Source organism: Bacteroidales bacterium (assembly GCA_035353855.1).
Lineage (GTDB): Bacteria > Bacteroidota > Bacteroidia > Bacteroidales > CG2-30-32-10 > DAOQAK01.
The window spans coordinates 1-16,278 of sequence record DAOQAK010000015.1 but is presented as its reverse complement, the minus strand read 5'-3'; the positions used below and the strand labels follow the sequence as shown (position 1 = coordinate 16,278).

Sequence of the window (16,278 nt, the reverse complement as noted above, 5' to 3'; positions counted from 1 at the left end):
ATGAAAACACAAATAATTACAATCATAGCTCTGTCAATCGTTATTCCGCTGCAAGCGCAATACTCGCTGGATTCATGCAGGAAAATGGCGCTTATCAATAACGCCAAAATAAAAAATGCCGGGCTGGAATTAGAAGCTGCCATACAAACCAAAAAAGCAGCTTATACCAAATACTTTCCAACAATTACCGCCATGGGAAGCGCTTTCAAATCGAACAGTTCGTTGTTTGACATGAATGCAAACGATGTTGACATTGATGTTACTTTTGAAAACCAAAGTATCAATGATATTATTCAAACACTGTATTCCAACTATGGAGCCTATATTCCTGATGCCACTATAAACATGCAAATGATAAAAGATGGAATGCTGGGCGGAGTTACAGCGCTGCAACCTATTTATGCCGGAGGAAGAATCGCAAAAGGAAATCAATTGGCGAAATTAGGAATGGAAGCAGCTCAGTACAAATGTAATCTTGCCGAAGATTCAGTGGTTCTTCAAACAGAAGTAAGTTACTGGCTGGTAGTATCGCTGAAAGAAAAATTAAAAACCATTGCTACTGCCGAAAAGCTGCTGGATACATTATATAAAGATGTTAACGGTGCATATCAATCAGGTGTTGTATTACAGAATGACCTGTTAAAAATAATGTTGAAACAAAATGAACTTCGCTCTAAAAGGCTTAAAGCAGAAGATGGTATTGCTTTAGCAACAATGTCTTTGTGCCAGTATACCGGAATCCCGTATGATGAAAAGCTTCAACTTACCGATTCAATTATTTTCGGTGATACAGTAGCTGCGCCATATCAGTACAGGGCAGCCCATAACCAGGCGCTTGCCAACCGTGATGAATATAAATTATTGAATTTAAAAGTGCAGTCAGAACAGATCAAAAAGCAGATGCTGGTAGGTGAAACCATGCCGCAAGTGGCTATTGGCGCAGGGTATCTATACAATAACCTGATGGAAAAGAATAATACGAACGGAATAATTTTTTCAACGGTTACCATTCCTGTTTCCGGGTGGTGGGAAGCAAGCCACAATATAAAAAAACAGAAGATACAACAACAAATTGCTGAGAACAACAGGAAAGATATCAATGAAAAACTTTTACTGCAAATGCAGAAAGCATGGAATGAATGTGAACAATCATACAATCAAATTATTCTTTCGGAACAAGCCATGAAGGTAGCTTCTCAAAACCTGAAAGTGGCAACGGATTACTATCGTGCAGGTATGTCAACCCTTTCCGAAGTCCTGGAATCCGAATCACTATTACGGCAGTGCAGGAATGAATATACTGAACAATTCATTGAATATAAAATTTATTTAACTTCGTATTTGCAGATGGTCAATAATAAATAAGAAAATTTATTGTGAACATCGAAATTTCAATGCCTCAATAAAACTTCATCATTCGTTCGCCGCAACGAATTCGGGGTTGGATAATCAAAATTATTCTTCAGTGAATGAGATTGCGAACATTCCGAAACTCTAACGCTCAGCCTGCCTTGCCGTCCAGGCAGGTATTACTGGATCTAAACATCTTTGCTTTTTGCAAGTAAAATATTTATTGCTTATAAAGGGGAATAAATTTCTATATTTGAAATAGAATTTAAAGTAGAGGCAAATAAATAGCTGCTCCTCTTTTGGCGAATAGATTTGGTTCAATAGAACAGCGCATACATTATGCATAAGTTTGTTGAAAATAAATTTGGATAATACGTATTTAATATATATCTTTGTACGTATAAAACTTCAGCCATGAACTCAAAACTAACATTAAAACTTGACCAAGACACTATCGAACTTGCCAAGGACTATGCAAGAGACAAAAATACAAGTCTTTCAAAAATGATTGAAAATTACCTTAGACTTTTAGTTCGGCGCAATCGACAGGACATCAAAATTTCACCTCTTGTTGAGTCGCTTTCTGGTGTTATAAAGTCAAAACACACTGACATGGAGAAACAGTATATTGATCACCTGACAAATAAATACAAATGAAAAAGATTTTCATAGACACTGACATCATTCTTGATCTATTGGCTAATAGAAAATCGTTTTATCTCCCTGCTGCCCAGGTTTTATCTCTCGCAGACAATGGCAAGTTACACATACATGTATCTTCTTTGACTTTTGCGACTTTATTTTACTTGCTTTCAAAAGATAATGGACAGGAAAAAGCAAAAAAGATTCTTTTTAAATTCAAATCTATCGTCACTGTTTTACCAGTTGACAATAAAACTATTGAATTAGCTCTTAGCTCCGATTTTAAAGACTTTGAGGACGGTATTCAATATTTTTGTGCTATCGAAAATAAATGTTCTGCGATTCTGACAAGGAACATCTCAGACTATAAGCACTCACAGATACCTGTTATGACCGCTGAAAGTTTTTTGAAAGTATTATAATTCAAACCTATGTATATCTTGCGTCTTTTACAAGCGGCGGACTGCAAGTGTTCGGCAGAATCGTCTGTATCCGCCAGACAGTCCGCCATTAAAAATAAAATAGGATAGTTATATGCAAGGTTAAAAACGACAACGAGCATACTAGGAAAAATTAATAACTAAATTTTAGAAATTATGTTTATAGGACATTATGGATTAGGATATGTAGTAAAGAAAAAAGCTCCGGAGCTACCACTATGGCTGTTATTTGCATCAGTACAGTTACTGGATATCATTGCTTTTACATTTGTTTTATTAGGGATCGAAAAGGCTTCCTATAATTCGAGTGATAATCCTTTTTTTAGAAACCATTTGGATTTGCCTTTTTCTCATTCATTATTAGGTGCGATACTAATTTCTTTGATAGTGTTCTTTATATTTTGGATTAAGAATAAAAAAAGAGAAGCATGGATTTTAGGCTTATGTGTGTTATCACATTGGTTTATTGATTTAATTGTTCATACAAATGATTTGCCGATATTATTTGGGACATATAAAGTTGGATTTGGTTTGTGGCAATTTCCATATTTTGCATATGCTCTTGAGATCCTGTTTGTATTAATAGGTTGGCTGTTGATAAGGAGAAGGAATGTGTTTTCGTATGTATTACTATTTTTAATGATAACAAGTTTCTCAGGTATGGTATTTAGGGATGAACCTGAAATGATGAAAAATAATGATTATTTGCGAACTTCTGTCGTGTTGTTTTCCAATGGATTGTTCATTCTACTTGCATATTTGTCGGATAGAAAACTAAAAAAGGAATAAAGCCCATTGTATAACAGCGTATTTATTGTATTTGGGCTGATGATATATTTGGTGTCCTTAAATCTTTTTGGTAATTTTATTAACGGGGAATAAGACAAGCGGTTCAAACACACAAACACAACAAATACGCGGAACTTTACCCCTCATAAATCCCATATTGTTGTTTCACGCTTTCAAGTAAATCTTTTTCTTCATCAGAAACCATCCCGTCAATAGCAGCAGCTTTTTCCATCAGTCTGAAAATTTTCTGTTGTTTCTTTGTGTTGTCGGGCATACGGATTACCAGCCCGTTGTTCTTAGCCATATTGAACATGGGAATGATGTTATCGTATTTATATCCCCATTTTTTACAAAGTTTTGTAGCCATTGCCATTTCTTCCTGTTCAAATTTTCTGTCGGCGGCCATCACTGCAAGCACATTATTAAAAGCATAATCGCGTACATCATACAAGCTTTCCAGTTTATTGGCAGAAAGGCTGGCCATATATGAATCTTCATTTTCACTGAAATAGTCGTGGTATTCGCCTGAGTTGAGTACATCAGAAATAATCCATTCATTTTTTGTGCTGTTCAGTTCGTTGCCACAGAACTGACATTTGATATCAATGGTATCTTTCACTGGACCACCGCATGATGGGCATACATGAGCATATAATGAACCTTTTGAATTTCCTGCAGTAATATCACGAATCATCAGCACGGTTTCTGTTTTGCTTAATACAACAGGGTTTAGAAGTATGGCTTGCCCGTTATTTAATGATACCGACTGGTAAGAATATTTTATGGCGAATGCAAGTGTATATTTATTCTCGTTTCGGCTAATGCCTATAAGCGTAACATCGTTTAAATAAAAACGATTATAAACAATATTGTCGTTGTTAAACCTGCTGAATTTTTCAAAAGCTTCATCAGTAACAAAACGTCTCATTATTTTTGCATCTTTCAAAACACGCGCGGTAACCATTTGGAGGAAACCATTGCTGGCTTTGTCTTCCAGGTGCTGTATGCTGAATGTTGCATCGGTACTCAATATTTCATTTACTTTGGAAGAAAGAGCAGCCTTCCTGGAAGCACGGGGATGTATGGCAATGTAATCATCGGCTTGTGTGATTTCGCATAATATCCAGTCGTAGTCGCCAAGGTTGGTGATGGTCTTACAATAGCTGCACTGGCTTACATCGCCTGCATTCATGGGGAGTTCAGCGCCACACTTCGGACAATTCTGCGTATTGAAAAGATTTTTTTCTTCAATACCTTTTCGTTTTATAAATGACCAATACTCTACAAAATCTTCAGCACCGCCTGAATTGAGTTGAGGATATTTTTTGCTTTCAAACCGGTCGACTATGGAAGCATGGATTGCAGTATGAATGATTTCATAATTCCCATCATATTCTATTTTGTCGATATAAATATTATGAACCATAAGTTTTCCAATGGTATTGGTTTGTTCAAGAATGTTCATCATTTTAAACTGTATGTTCATTCGTTGGTACATGCCGTCGGATATGTATTTGCGGACTTTGCTCATATCTTTAAGCATCCATGCTTCCTGTATTTGCATGAAAGCAGTTTTTACTTTAGCTTTAAAATTTTCAACATTGAATGTTGGATTAACCTGCATGTAATTGGTGATAGCTTTAATTTTATCGGGAGCATTTCCATCAGGAAGTTGGTTAAGTATAGTTTGTTGTTTCGCTTTTTTATTACCTAAATAACCAAAGAGTATGATGATCCCAATAACAATTAAATTCCATGGAAAAGGAATGGAAAGAAGAAGATAGATCAATACACCTATTAATCCGCCATCATCGCCATTGCCACCACCGCTGCTTCCGCCACCGCCGCCTGCACGAGCATACAGGTCGATAGTGTAAAGAAAAAATATAAGTATAATAAAAACGGGTATTATATAATCGTGTAAGCGTAATGATTTTTTTATCATAAAATAATTTTTAATAATCAAATGTAATAAAAAATAATTGTCATCAGGATAAGAAAAATATTTTGAAAGCTTTATAAAATATCTATTCAACTTCATCAATATTTTTAATTATTGAAATTGTTGATCATATTTTTTAGCTGTTATTATTTATATTAATCACTTTCTGTGATTCTATAAATATTCGTCAATAATTTTTAATTTTGTATCTCAATAAAAATTTATGGCAAAGGGAAGAATTAGAAAAAAGATTTTTAAAATATTGCTTTGGGCTTTCGTGATTTTCTTTGCTCTTACTTTATTTCCCGTGGTGTTATATAAGTTTGTTCATCCTCCGGTAACTCCGTTGATGGTAATTCGCGGGTTTGAGTCCGATTCAAAAACAGATTACAAATGGATTTCGATTGATAAAATGTCGCCATATTTATTCCAGGCTGCACTGGCTGCGGAAGACGACCGTTTCATGGAACATAATGGTTTTGATTTTCGCGCAATAAAACTTGCTTACAAATCGAATGTGAAAAATGATAAGACCACAAAGGGTGGAAGTACTATAAGCCAGCAGACGGCAAAAAATGTTTTCTTATGGCCTAACCGCGATTATGTTCGTAAAGGGCTTGAAGCATGGTTTACCGTTCTTATTGAATTGGTATGGGGCAAAGAAAGAATAATGGAAACATATATGAATGTGGTTGAATTCGGCCCGGGCGTTTATGGCGTAGAAGCTGCATCATTAAAGTATTTCAATAAACATGCTTCGAAGTTAAGCCAGTATGAAGCCGCTTCACTGATTTCCGTTTTACCTAATCCGAATATCTACAAAGTGCTGAATCCTTCGGCATACACACAGCGATACAGAAATGCTATTGTATACAGGATGGCTTATATTCCAAAAGTGAAGTTTGAGTAATATGGTTTAAAAATCCAACAATAACAACAAACGACTTACGAGAGGTATAGGTTATAAGTATATAAGGGTATCGACAAACAAAAACGACAAACAACAAACTATTTCAACCCTTCAATCCCAAGCTCTGCGGCTATTTCATTTACTTTCTCAATAAGCATGGGCATAACAGGGATTCCTTCTTTCATGCGTAGGGTTTCATTTTCTCTTTCGGGATCACCGGGAACAAGAACCTTTTCATGGCCTTCAGCAGGTTTTGAATTTCGGAAAGTCAGTATCCATTTATCCATCATCTCTTTAAACTCCGATGCAGGGCGGAAAGCATCAATACGCATGGCGCCAAAAAAATGTCCCGTACCTTTTACATCAGTATTTTCTTTTACAGGTAAATAGGCTACGGATGGCGGAACCCATGGACCATAGCCGGCGCCGGAAAGTATTGCGGAAAAAATATCGACGATAGAACCCAGGCAATATCCTTTATGACTGCCATGTTCGTAATCGCCACCAAGAGGAACAATAGCTCCGCCTTGTGTCAGAATATTAGGGTCGTTGCTGGGGTTTCCCAATTTATCCTGAACATAACCATCAGGAGCTTTCTTTCCTTTTTTATGCATCAGGTCGAGTTTGCCGCGTGCAATAGGAGTGGTGGCGAAGTCGGCAACAAATGCAGGTTGTTTATTGGCAGGAACTGCAACAGCAATAGGATTGGTGCCGAGTAAACGGTCGACCGAAAATGTAGGCGCTACCAAAGGGTTTGCATTGGTCATGGTAATACCTATCATGTCATTTTGTAAAGCCATCATCGAATAATATCCGGCTATACCAAAGTGATTTGAGTTGCGGGCTGAAACCCATCCGGTACCCACAGCTTTAGCTTTATCAATGGCAAGCTGCATAGCTTTTTTCCCAACCACCATTCCCAGTCCGGAATCACCATCAATAACAGCGGTGCTCGGAGTTTCATGAACAACGGAAATAGTTGGATTTACATTTATCCTTTTTGTTTTCCATAAATTATAATAATCGGCAATGCGCAACATCCCATGCGATTCGATACCGCGCAATTCGGCAGCTAGCAGTACATCTGCAACAGTTGTAGCGTCGGCTTCATTACATCCGATTGTTAAAAATATTTTTTTCGTGATATTGAATAATTGTTGATAGGTATACATATTTATATTAGATTGAAAAAATATTGTCCTTGAAATTAAGTAAAAGAAGTGATGGTGCGGCATCAAGAAGTATAGTTTCGTCGCGAAGTTTGTTTTCGAAATAATCAATAGTAGTAATTAGTAGATCGTATTTTTTTAATGAAGCATTATTGATATTGGAAGAGTCAGAAAAATAAATGCGCTCGTGATTCTTTACTATATCAGGGAATGTAGAATTTACAATGTTTTCAGGAAGAATAAATGTTATAGCGCTGAATGAATTTATTAAGAACCGTTCACTGATATTTATAAAGTTTTCTATATTTATAGTATCTGTAAGAATAAGTATATTATTGATCTCCTGGAAATCCTTATCAATAAAAACTCCAACATTACATTTAGCCAGATCGATTATATTTTTAACTTTTCCGCCTAAAACATTTTTGTTGAATACTGATTTTGCTGCGCCTATCAGAAGTAAATTTGATTTTTCTTTACGCGAAGTTCTTGCTATTTCTTTTGAAACATCTTCAGTGGTTTTATAAATGGTTTTGATATCTACCTTCAATTCATTGGCAAGTGAGCGTATGGCAGCAAAGCTGTTCGTTTCATATTTCATAGCTGCCGATTGTGAAATTTCGGTATGTGGCGTAAGGTGAAGAGCGCATATCTTATGATATGATTTATCTTTACCTGAAAGTGCATAAACTAATTTTAATAATGATGTTCCCATTTTGGGAAGACCAAATGAAATGAGCACGTTCAGACTTCGTAAATCAACATAATCATAGATATGCTGTTTTTTCTTCCTGCTGAAATAATCAGTGAGTGATAATATTGGGCCTGTCATGAATGTAGTGAAGAGGGTCATAATAACCATCATTGTGAAAACTTGTGGCGACAATATTTTCAGGTCATACCCGATATTTAAAACTATTAGCTCCATTAATCCGCGCGTATTCATTAAGGTCCCGATAACAAATGAATCTTTCCACGTAAGTTTATTAAACTTTGCTGCTAAAAAACTTCCCCCGAATTTCCCGCTGATAGCAAACAATATTATAAGTCCGCATACAGCCCATGAATCGCTATCTGAAAGCAGTCCAATTTGTGTTCTAAGCCCGGTAAAAACAAAAAATAATGGAAGTAATACTACAAGGCTGACGTCTTCTATTTTTTCTGCCATTACTTTTTTAAACTGTGCATTTGATGGCATAATTACCCCGGCAAGAAATCCGCCGAAAAGTGCTTTTATTCCTATCGCTTCTGTAAAAAATGCGGAAAGAAATATGACGACAAAAATAAAAGCAACCACTCTTTTGGTCATCATTTCCTTAGTGAGGTATATAGCGCCCATTTTCTGTAAAAAAGGTTGAACCGCAAAAAGCATAACACCAATAAAAAGAATAACCATGATTATAGTGAACAATGCGCTCATTATGCTTCCTGCCTGTATTACCGCAACAACTACAGCAAGGATACACCATGCAGTTAGATCATCAATTGCTGCAATAGTAATGATTGTTTTTCCTAAAGGCGTTTTGGTCATCCCTCTTTCCTGTATGATCCGGGCAAGAACAGGGAATGCTGCTATGCTCATTGCTATACCGATGAACAATGCGAAACGTGTGAAATTGGTATTTGTGAAAGCATATTTCTCGAACAATAAGTAGGCAAGGCATACACCGAGAAAAAATGCAAAAAGTATGCTTGTATGGCTGATGATGATTGCCGATTTTGCCTTGACTTTTAAAATGGTTACATCGAGCTCCATCCCTATAATGAACATGAAAAGTACAAGACCTACCTGGCTGAACAATTCTAAATTGTTTAATGAAAATGCAGGGAAAATAAAATGGAATACATCAGGAAAGAATAGTCCAAGTAACGATGGTCCGAGCAAAATGCCTGATATAATTTCACCAATAACAGTAGGCTGTCCAATCTTTCCGAATAAGAATCCAAATATTCTTGAAAAAGTTATGATAATAATGATTTGCAGAATGAGCAAGGCAGAAGGATGCTGCAATGTGTTTTTTATATAACCGGGAATAGATAGGCATTCTGGTGTTGCAGTAACCGGTGGCTGAGTGGGATTATCATTTTGAATGACCTGTTCATTAGTGATTATTCGGGTTGAACTTAAACTTTCTCCTTTTTGAATCACAAGCCATATAAGTGTTCCAAAAAGAAAGAGAATAAGAAAATAGAAAATGAAATTTTTCCTCATGTATCAAAATGTTAGTGCAAAGTTAAGATATTATACCAATTGTTAATTTAAAATAGTCCAAAGGATATTTTAAATTTTACAATGGTTATGCCGATGACATAGATGTTATAGTCCAATAATATTGTACTATTACATCTATACAATCGGTATTAGCATCAAAAATTATTAATTCTATAATCCTAAATAGAGAAGATTTTTTTTGAATAAATTATTTAATCAAAACAAAATGTTTAGTTTTGTGTTGATATAAAAATAAAATTATGAATGATATACTTAAACTTCAGCCCGAACGCGTTTGGTATTACTTTAATGAGATATGTAAAATTCCGCGTCCTTCCAAAAAAGAAGAAAAAATTGCAGCATGGTTAGTTGAATGGGGAAAGTCGAAAAAACTGGAAACCATTCAGGATAAAGCAGGAAATGTAATGATTCGTAAACCTGCAACAAAAGGAAAAGAAAAAAACAAGACCGTTGTTTTGCAAAGCCACATTGATATGGTTTGTGAAAAGAATGCTTCAACACAACATGATTTTGATAAAGACGCTATAAAACCAGTCGTTGAAGGGGGATGGGTGAAAGCATTAGGAACAACTCTTGGTGCCGACGATGGAATTGGTATGGCTGCTCAGCTTGCAGTTCTTGAATCGGATGAACTTTCTCACGGACCCGTAGAATGTCTTTTTACTGTTGATGAAGAAACCGGATTAACCGGTGCCTTTGCTCTTCAGCCTGAATTTGTAAAAGGTCGCATACTTCTAAATTTGGATTCGGAAGATGAAGGACAATTATTTATTGGATGCGCAGGTGGTAAAGATACCGTTATTACTTTCTCATATAAAAAGGATAGCGTTCCTGCAAACATGATTCCATATAAGATATCAGTTACCGGTTTAAAAGGTGGCCATTCAGGTGATGATATTAATAAAGGATTAGGCAATGCAGTAAAACTGATGAACAGGTTTTTGCTGATGGCAACAAATAAATATGGAATTCGGATTTCTAAGGTTGATGGAGGAAATTTACGAAATGCTATAGCCCGCGAAGCTTTTGCAATATTAATGGTACCTTCACAAAATGAAAATAGCCTTATCGATTATGCAAGTAGTTATCATGATATGATAAAGAATGAATTAAATATTACAGAACCCGATTTGAAATTTGTAATTGAAAGTGCCGGGAAACCTGCTTATGTGATTGATTCGGATACACAATTCCGTTTACTGAATTCGATGTATGCATGTCCTCATGGAGTAATAGCAATGACTGCCGATATGCCTGGATTGGTTGAAACATCAACAAATTTAGCTTCGGTTAAAACAGAAAATGATAGAATCATTATTCAAACGAGTCAGCGCAGCTCTGTTGCATCTTCAAAGGACGATGTTGCACAAATGGTTGCTTCCTTATTTAAATTGGCAGGTGCAGAAGTTAAGCATGGTGAAGGATATCCCGGATGGAAACCTAATATGAATTCAGAGATCCTGTCGGTAATGAAAGCAAGCTATAAAAAACTTTTCAAGAAAGAACCTTTGGTACTGGCTATACATGCAGGACTTGAATGTGGTGTTATAGGAGAAAAATATCCGGGAATGGATATGATTTCTTTTGGACCTACACTCAGAGGCGTTCATTCACCCGATGAAAGAATAAATATAGAAAGCGTTGATCTATTCTGGAAATTATTGGTTGAAGTCTTAGAAACATTATAATATAATATAGAGCAAATAAAAAGGAGGCATTGCCTCCTTTTTTATTATAACCCGATTTCAATACCAACGCGATATACTAAAGGGTTTCCGTAGTATGGACTATCTATGGTTTCATTAAAGTTATAAAGTACAGTAAGAGTTACAAAGGTTTTTTCACCTATTGCTTGTCGAACTCCGGCGCCACCGAAAATACTAATTACTCCATACCTTTCTTCATTATTATGTTCATTCCCTATATCGAAGAATGCTGATTCTACATTAAGTCCTTCAATTTCGCCATGAAGATAGATGTCATGAATACTGGGAATAATATCTTTCAGGAAATAAACGCGTGAAAAGAAATTCGCCCCGTACAGGTTTGTTTTAAAAATTGTTGTTGAATATGGATCTTTATAATGATAATATATATAATTAGGACCAACCCCACATGATATATAATCATTTAAGCGGTATCCAACAATAGGAGCAATGTTTACATAGGTATAGTTGCCAAACTGCAAACCTATGGTACCACCTGTAAAGAAGCGATGTATTAATTTGTCATTATCGTTATTTTTTATGTTATCCTGGGCAAAAACATTAATAAAACAGAGCAAACAGAAGCAGTAAATAAGCAAATACTTTATAAGTTTCATCTTTATATCCTTTTTTATAAGAACAAAAATACATGAAATATAGTATGAACAAGATAAAATATTCTGAAATGTATGAAAATATTCACATATAAGTTATTTAAAAACAATTAAATATAAAATATTTTAAAAATAATTATAAAAACATTTGTTTATGTGATTTTAGTTTTCATATCTTTGCAGCCTCAATTAAAAGATTCGATCTTATAAAATTGTTAATAAAAAGTTCATTTAAAATTTTTCTCGGGACAAAAAAATATTAATTTTGCAGTCCCAAATTACCAAGGGAAAATGATTAAGTTTTTTTAAAATAAATTTTTTTTGAAAAAATGTTTGCAGAATCAAAATAAGTTTTTAATTTTGCAACCCCAATTAAAAAGATTCGATCTTATAAATTGTAAATAAAAAGTTCATTTAAAATTTTTCTCGGGACAAAAAAATATTAATTTTGCAGTCCCAAAATACCACGGGAAAAATTTAGTTTTTTGAAAGATAATTTTTTTTAAAAATATTTTGCAAAATAAAAAATAGTTTTTAATTTTGCAGCCCATTTCAAAATGAAATGGAAAACGTTCTTTGAAGATATTGAAGAAAGCCTAAATAAAGTAGCAAATATAACCTGTTCAATTCCGAACAGTAACAATAATAAATCTTGAGACATTTTTAAAGAATCAAACTTACAATGGAGAGTTTGATCCTGGCTCAGGATGAACGCTAGCGGCAGGCTTAATACATGCAAGTCGAGGGGCAGCGGGTGTAGCAATACATGCCGGCGACCGGCGCACGGGTGCGTAACACGTATGCAACCTACCTATAACTGGAGAATAGCCCCGAGAAATCGGGATTAATACTCCATAACATTGCGAAAAGGCATCTTTTTGCAATTAAAGTTTTAATGGTTATAGATGGGCATGCGCGGTATTAGTTAGTTGGTGAGGTAACGGCTCACCAAGACTGCGATACCTAGGGGTTCTGAGAGGATTAACCCCCACACTGGTACTGAGACACGGACCAGACTCCTACGGGAGGCAGCAGTAAGGAATATTGGTCAATGGACGCAAGTCTGAACCAGCCATGCCGCGTGAAGGATGACGGCCCTATGGGTTGTAAACTTCTTTTGTACGGGAAAAAACCCTCGCTCGTGAGCGGGGCTGATGGTACCGTAAGAATAAGGATCGGCTAACTCCGTGCCAGCAGCCGCGGTAATACGGAGGATCCAAGCGTTATCCGGATTTATTGGGTTTAAAGGGTGCGTAGGCGGGATGATAAGTCAGTGGTGAAATCCTACAGCTTAACTGTAGAACTGCCATTGATACTGTCAACCTTGAGTACATTTGAAGTGGGCGGAATGTGTGGTGTAGCGGTGAAATGCTTAGATATCACACAGAACACCGATAGCGAAGGCAGCTCACTAAACTGTAACTGACGCTGAGGCACGAAAGCGTGGGGATCAAACAGGATTAGATACCCTGGTAGTCCACGCCGTAAACGATGATCACTCGATGTGTGCGATACACTGTACGCGTCTGAGCGAAAGCATTAAGTGATCCACCTGGGGAATACGATCGCAAGATTGAAACTCAAAGGAATTGACGGGGGCCCGCACAAGCGGAGGAGCATGTGGTTTAATTCGATGATACGCGAGGAACCTTACCTGGGCTTGAACGTATTATGACATTTGCCGAAAGGTAAATTCCCTTCGGGGCATTTTACGAGGTGCTGCATGGCTGTCGTCAGCTCGTGCCGTGAGGTGTTGGGTTAAGTCCCGTAACGAGCGCAACCCCTATCTTTAGTTGCCATCAGGTAATGCTGGGAACTCTAAGGAAACTGCCTACGCAAGTAGTGAGGAAGGTGGGGATGACGTCAAGTCAGCACGGCCCTTACGCCCAGGGCTACACACGTGCTACAATGGCCGGTACAGAGGGCAGCTACCAGGTGACTGGATGCAAATCTCTAAAACCGGTCTCAGTTCGGATCGAAGTCTGCAACTCGACTTCGTGAAGTTGGATTCGCTAGTAATCGGATATCAGCAATGATCCGGTGAATACGTTCCCGGGCCTTGTACACACCGCCCGTCAAGCCATGGAAGCTGGGGGTACCTAAAGTCCGTAACCGCAAGGAGCGGCCTAGGGTAAAACCAGTGACTGGGGCTAAGTCGTAACAAGGTAGCCGTACCGGAAGGTGTGGCTGGAACACCTCCTTTCTAGAGAAGGTTTATTATTAAGTTCCGTTTTTTATAATTCGGAATTCATATTTGCTACTTTTGGCTTCTTCATATTTTTTTTACCCATACGAGCTCAGTGATGACTCTTCCTTAATTACAGTATTTTGAGCAAAAGGAAGTGCGTTTACAAAATCAATCGTAAACTCAGTCCCGTAGCTCAGTTGGTTAGAGCACTACACTGATAATGTAGGGGTCAGCAGTTCAAATCTGCTCGGGACTACATCAATCATCGTATTGGGGGATTAGCTCAGCTGGCTAGAGCACTAGCTTTGCAAGCTAGGGGTCATCGGTTCGAATCCGATATTCTCCACGAATTCGCCAATTGGCGAAAAAGTTCTTTGACATATTGAAAGAAGATACAAGACACGAGTAAATTTTATTTAATTATAATATAACAAGAAAGTAAGTAAGAGCGTATGGTGGATGCCTTGGCTCTCAGAGACGATGAAGGACGTGACTACCTGCGAAAAGCTTCGGGGAGGCGGAAATAGCCTTTGATCCGGAGATATCCGAATGGGGAAACCCGGTCCGCTGAAGGCGGATCATTCCGATTTATCGGAAAGTAAACCCAGAGAACTGAAACATCTTAGTACCTGGAGGAAGAGAAAACAATAGTGATTCCCTAAGTAGTGGCGAGCGAACAGGGACTAGCCCAAACCAGTTTTGTTACGGCAAAACTGGGGTTGTAGGACTGTAACGTGGACTGTAAATTTGTAGTAGAAGCTTCTGGAAAGTTGCACCATAGAAGGTGATAGTCCTGTAAACGAAACAAATTTATTACCTAACAGTATCCTGAGTACCGCGAGGTCGGAGACGCCTTGTGGGAACCCACCGGCACCATCCGGTAAGGCTAAATACTCCTGAGAGACCGATAGTGAACTAGTACCGTGAGGGAAAGGTGAAAAGAACCGCGAACAGCGGAGTGAAATAGTACCTGAAACCGTGCGCTTACAAACGGTCGGAGGTGAGGTATCAGCAATGATATAGTAACTGACGGCGTGCCTTTTGCATAATGAGCCTACGAGTTACTCCTCTCTAGCAAGGTTAAAGACTTAAGGTCTGTAGCCGAAGCGAAAGCAAGTCTGAATAGGGCGTAAAGTTAGAGGGGGTAGACGCGAAACTTTGTGATCTACCCATGACCAGGTTGAAGTCAGCTTAACCGCTGATGGAGGACCGAACTAGTATGCGTTGAAAAGCGTTTGGATGAGTTGTGGGTAGGGGTGAAAGGCTAATCAAACTGAGAGATAGCTCGTACTCCCCGAAATGTTTCTAGGAACAGCCTCGAGGTAAGAGTGTCATAGAGGTAGAGCTACTGATTGGACTAGGGGGCTTCACCGCCTACCAAATCCTGACAAACTCCGAATGCTATGACATATACTCGGGAGTGAGGCGTTGGGTGCTAATGTCCAGCGCCGAGAGGGAAATAACCCAGACCATCAGCTAAGGTCCCCAAATGTATATTAAGTTGAACTAACGAAGTCTGATTGCATTGACAGCTAGGATGTTGGCTTGGAAGCAGCCATTCATTTAAAGAGTGCGTAACAGCTCACTAGTCGAGCGATCGGGCGTGGATAATAAACGGGCATTAAATATACTACCGAAGCTGTGGATTGATAGCAATATCACTGGTAGGGGAGCATTCCAGTCTGCGCTGAAGGTGTGTTGTAAGACATGCTGGAGCGTCTGGAAAAGCAAATGTAGGCATAAGTAACGATAATGCAGGTGAGAAACCTGCACACCGCAAGACCAAGGTTTCCTGATCAACGTTAATCGGATCAGGGTTAGTCGGGTCCTAAGGAGTATGCGAACGCAAAATCCGATGGATAAAAGGTTAATATTCCTTTACTTGCAATTATTGCGATGAGGTGACGAAGGAGTGAAAGGTCTGCGTACTGACGGAATAGTACGTTGAAGAGTGTAGGTATACATTGAGTAGGAAAATCCGCTTTATGTGCTGAAACTTGATAGTATCGTGAGTCTTCGGACAAGCGAATAATGACCCTAATCATACTTCCAAGAAAACCCTCTAAGCTTCAGATAATTGCAACCCGTACCGGAAACCGACACAGGTGGTCGAGGAGAGTATCCTAAGGTGCTCGAGTGATCCGTGGCTAAGGAACTAGGCAAATTAACCCTGTAACTTCGGGAAAAAGGGTACCCACCGCAAGGTGGGTCGCAGAGAAATGGCCCTGGCGACTGTTTAGCAAAAACACATGGCTTTGCAAAATCGAAAGATGAAGTATAAGGCCTGACACCTGC

Annotated in this window: 10 protein-coding genes, 2 tRNA genes and 2 rRNA genes; 10 read left to right on the top strand and 4 right to left on the bottom strand. The window is 38.0% G+C overall.

Translation table 11 applies throughout. The features are described from left to right. From PKK00_05295 to PKK00_05280, 4 genes are all read left to right on the top strand, one after another. Positions 1-1,365 carry a TolC family protein gene (locus PKK00_05295; protein HNW97808.1) on the top strand — a complete coding sequence of 455 codons (1,365 nt, stop codon included), beginning with the start codon at positions 1-3 and terminating at the stop codon, positions 1,363-1,365. 399 nt (positions 1,366-1,764) lie between these two features. Then, positions 1,765-2,007 (top strand): DUF6364 family protein, encoded by a 243-nt coding sequence (locus PKK00_05290; protein HNW97807.1) that lies wholly within the window; start codon positions 1,765-1,767, stop codon positions 2,005-2,007. Next, positions 2,004-2,414 carry a PIN domain-containing protein gene (locus tag PKK00_05285; GenBank protein HNW97806.1) on the top strand — a complete coding sequence of 137 codons (411 nt, stop codon included), beginning with the start codon at positions 2,004-2,006 and terminating at the stop codon, positions 2,412-2,414. Before PKK00_05290 ends, PKK00_05285 begins: the two co-directional genes overlap by 4 nt. A gap of 174 nt (positions 2,415-2,588) precedes the next feature. Continuing rightward, positions 2,589-3,221: a hypothetical protein gene (locus PKK00_05280; GenBank protein HNW97805.1), complete on the top strand. Its 633-nt coding sequence runs from the start codon at positions 2,589-2,591 to the stop codon at positions 3,219-3,221. A 136-nt stretch (positions 3,222-3,357) separates the two neighbouring features. Here PKK00_05280 and PKK00_05275 read toward each other — a convergent pair whose 3' ends face one another. Continuing rightward, positions 3,358-5,166 (bottom strand): TIM44-like domain-containing protein, encoded by a 1,809-nt coding sequence (locus PKK00_05275; protein HNW97804.1) that lies wholly within the window; start codon positions 5,164-5,166, stop codon positions 3,358-3,360. A 220-nt stretch (positions 5,167-5,386) separates the two neighbouring features. Here PKK00_05275 and mtgA point away from each other — a divergent pair, with 220 nt between their 5' ends. Next, on the top strand, positions 5,387-6,073 hold the full coding sequence (gene mtgA / locus PKK00_05270; GenBank protein ID HNW97803.1) for a monofunctional biosynthetic peptidoglycan transglycosylase: 687 nt from the start codon (positions 5,387-5,389) through the stop codon (positions 6,071-6,073). A 98-nt stretch (positions 6,074-6,171) separates the two neighbouring features. On the opposite strand, the gene PKK00_05265 is transcribed toward mtgA, so the two are convergent. Together PKK00_05265 and PKK00_05260 are read right to left on the bottom strand one after the other, a co-directional pair. After that, positions 6,172-7,245 (bottom strand): Ldh family oxidoreductase, encoded by a 1,074-nt coding sequence (locus PKK00_05265; GenBank protein HNW97802.1) that lies wholly within the window; start codon positions 7,243-7,245, stop codon positions 6,172-6,174. A 7-nt stretch (positions 7,246-7,252) separates the two neighbouring features. After that, positions 7,253-9,454 (bottom strand): cation:proton antiporter, encoded by a 2,202-nt coding sequence (locus PKK00_05260; GenBank protein ID HNW97801.1) that lies wholly within the window; start codon positions 9,452-9,454, stop codon positions 7,253-7,255. A gap of 260 nt (positions 9,455-9,714) precedes the next feature. Between PKK00_05260 and PKK00_05255 the strand changes: the two genes are divergently transcribed. Then, entirely contained in the window at positions 9,715-11,163 is a 1,449-nt protein-coding gene (locus tag PKK00_05255) for an aminoacyl-histidine dipeptidase (GenBank protein ID HNW97800.1), read from the top strand. 44 nt (positions 11,164-11,207) lie between these two features. On the opposite strand, the gene PKK00_05250 is transcribed toward PKK00_05255, so the two are convergent. Then, positions 11,208-11,798 (bottom strand): hypothetical protein, encoded by a 591-nt coding sequence (locus PKK00_05250; GenBank protein HNW97799.1) that lies wholly within the window; start codon positions 11,796-11,798, stop codon positions 11,208-11,210. Positions 11,799-12,474: 676 nt separating this feature from the next. Between PKK00_05250 and PKK00_05245 the strand changes: the two genes are divergently transcribed. The 4 genes from PKK00_05245 to PKK00_05230 all read left to right on the top strand — a co-directional run. Beyond that, positions 12,475-13,998: ribosomal RNA gene (locus PKK00_05245) — 16S ribosomal RNA — on the top strand. A gap of 167 nt (positions 13,999-14,165) precedes the next feature. Continuing rightward, positions 14,166-14,239, top strand: a tRNA-Ile gene (locus PKK00_05240). 16 nt (positions 14,240-14,255) lie between these two features. Next, positions 14,256-14,329: transfer RNA gene (locus tag PKK00_05235), tRNA-Ala, on the top strand. A gap of 86 nt (positions 14,330-14,415) precedes the next feature. After that, positions 14,416-16,278 (top strand): 23S ribosomal RNA (locus PKK00_05230); the annotation flags it as partial.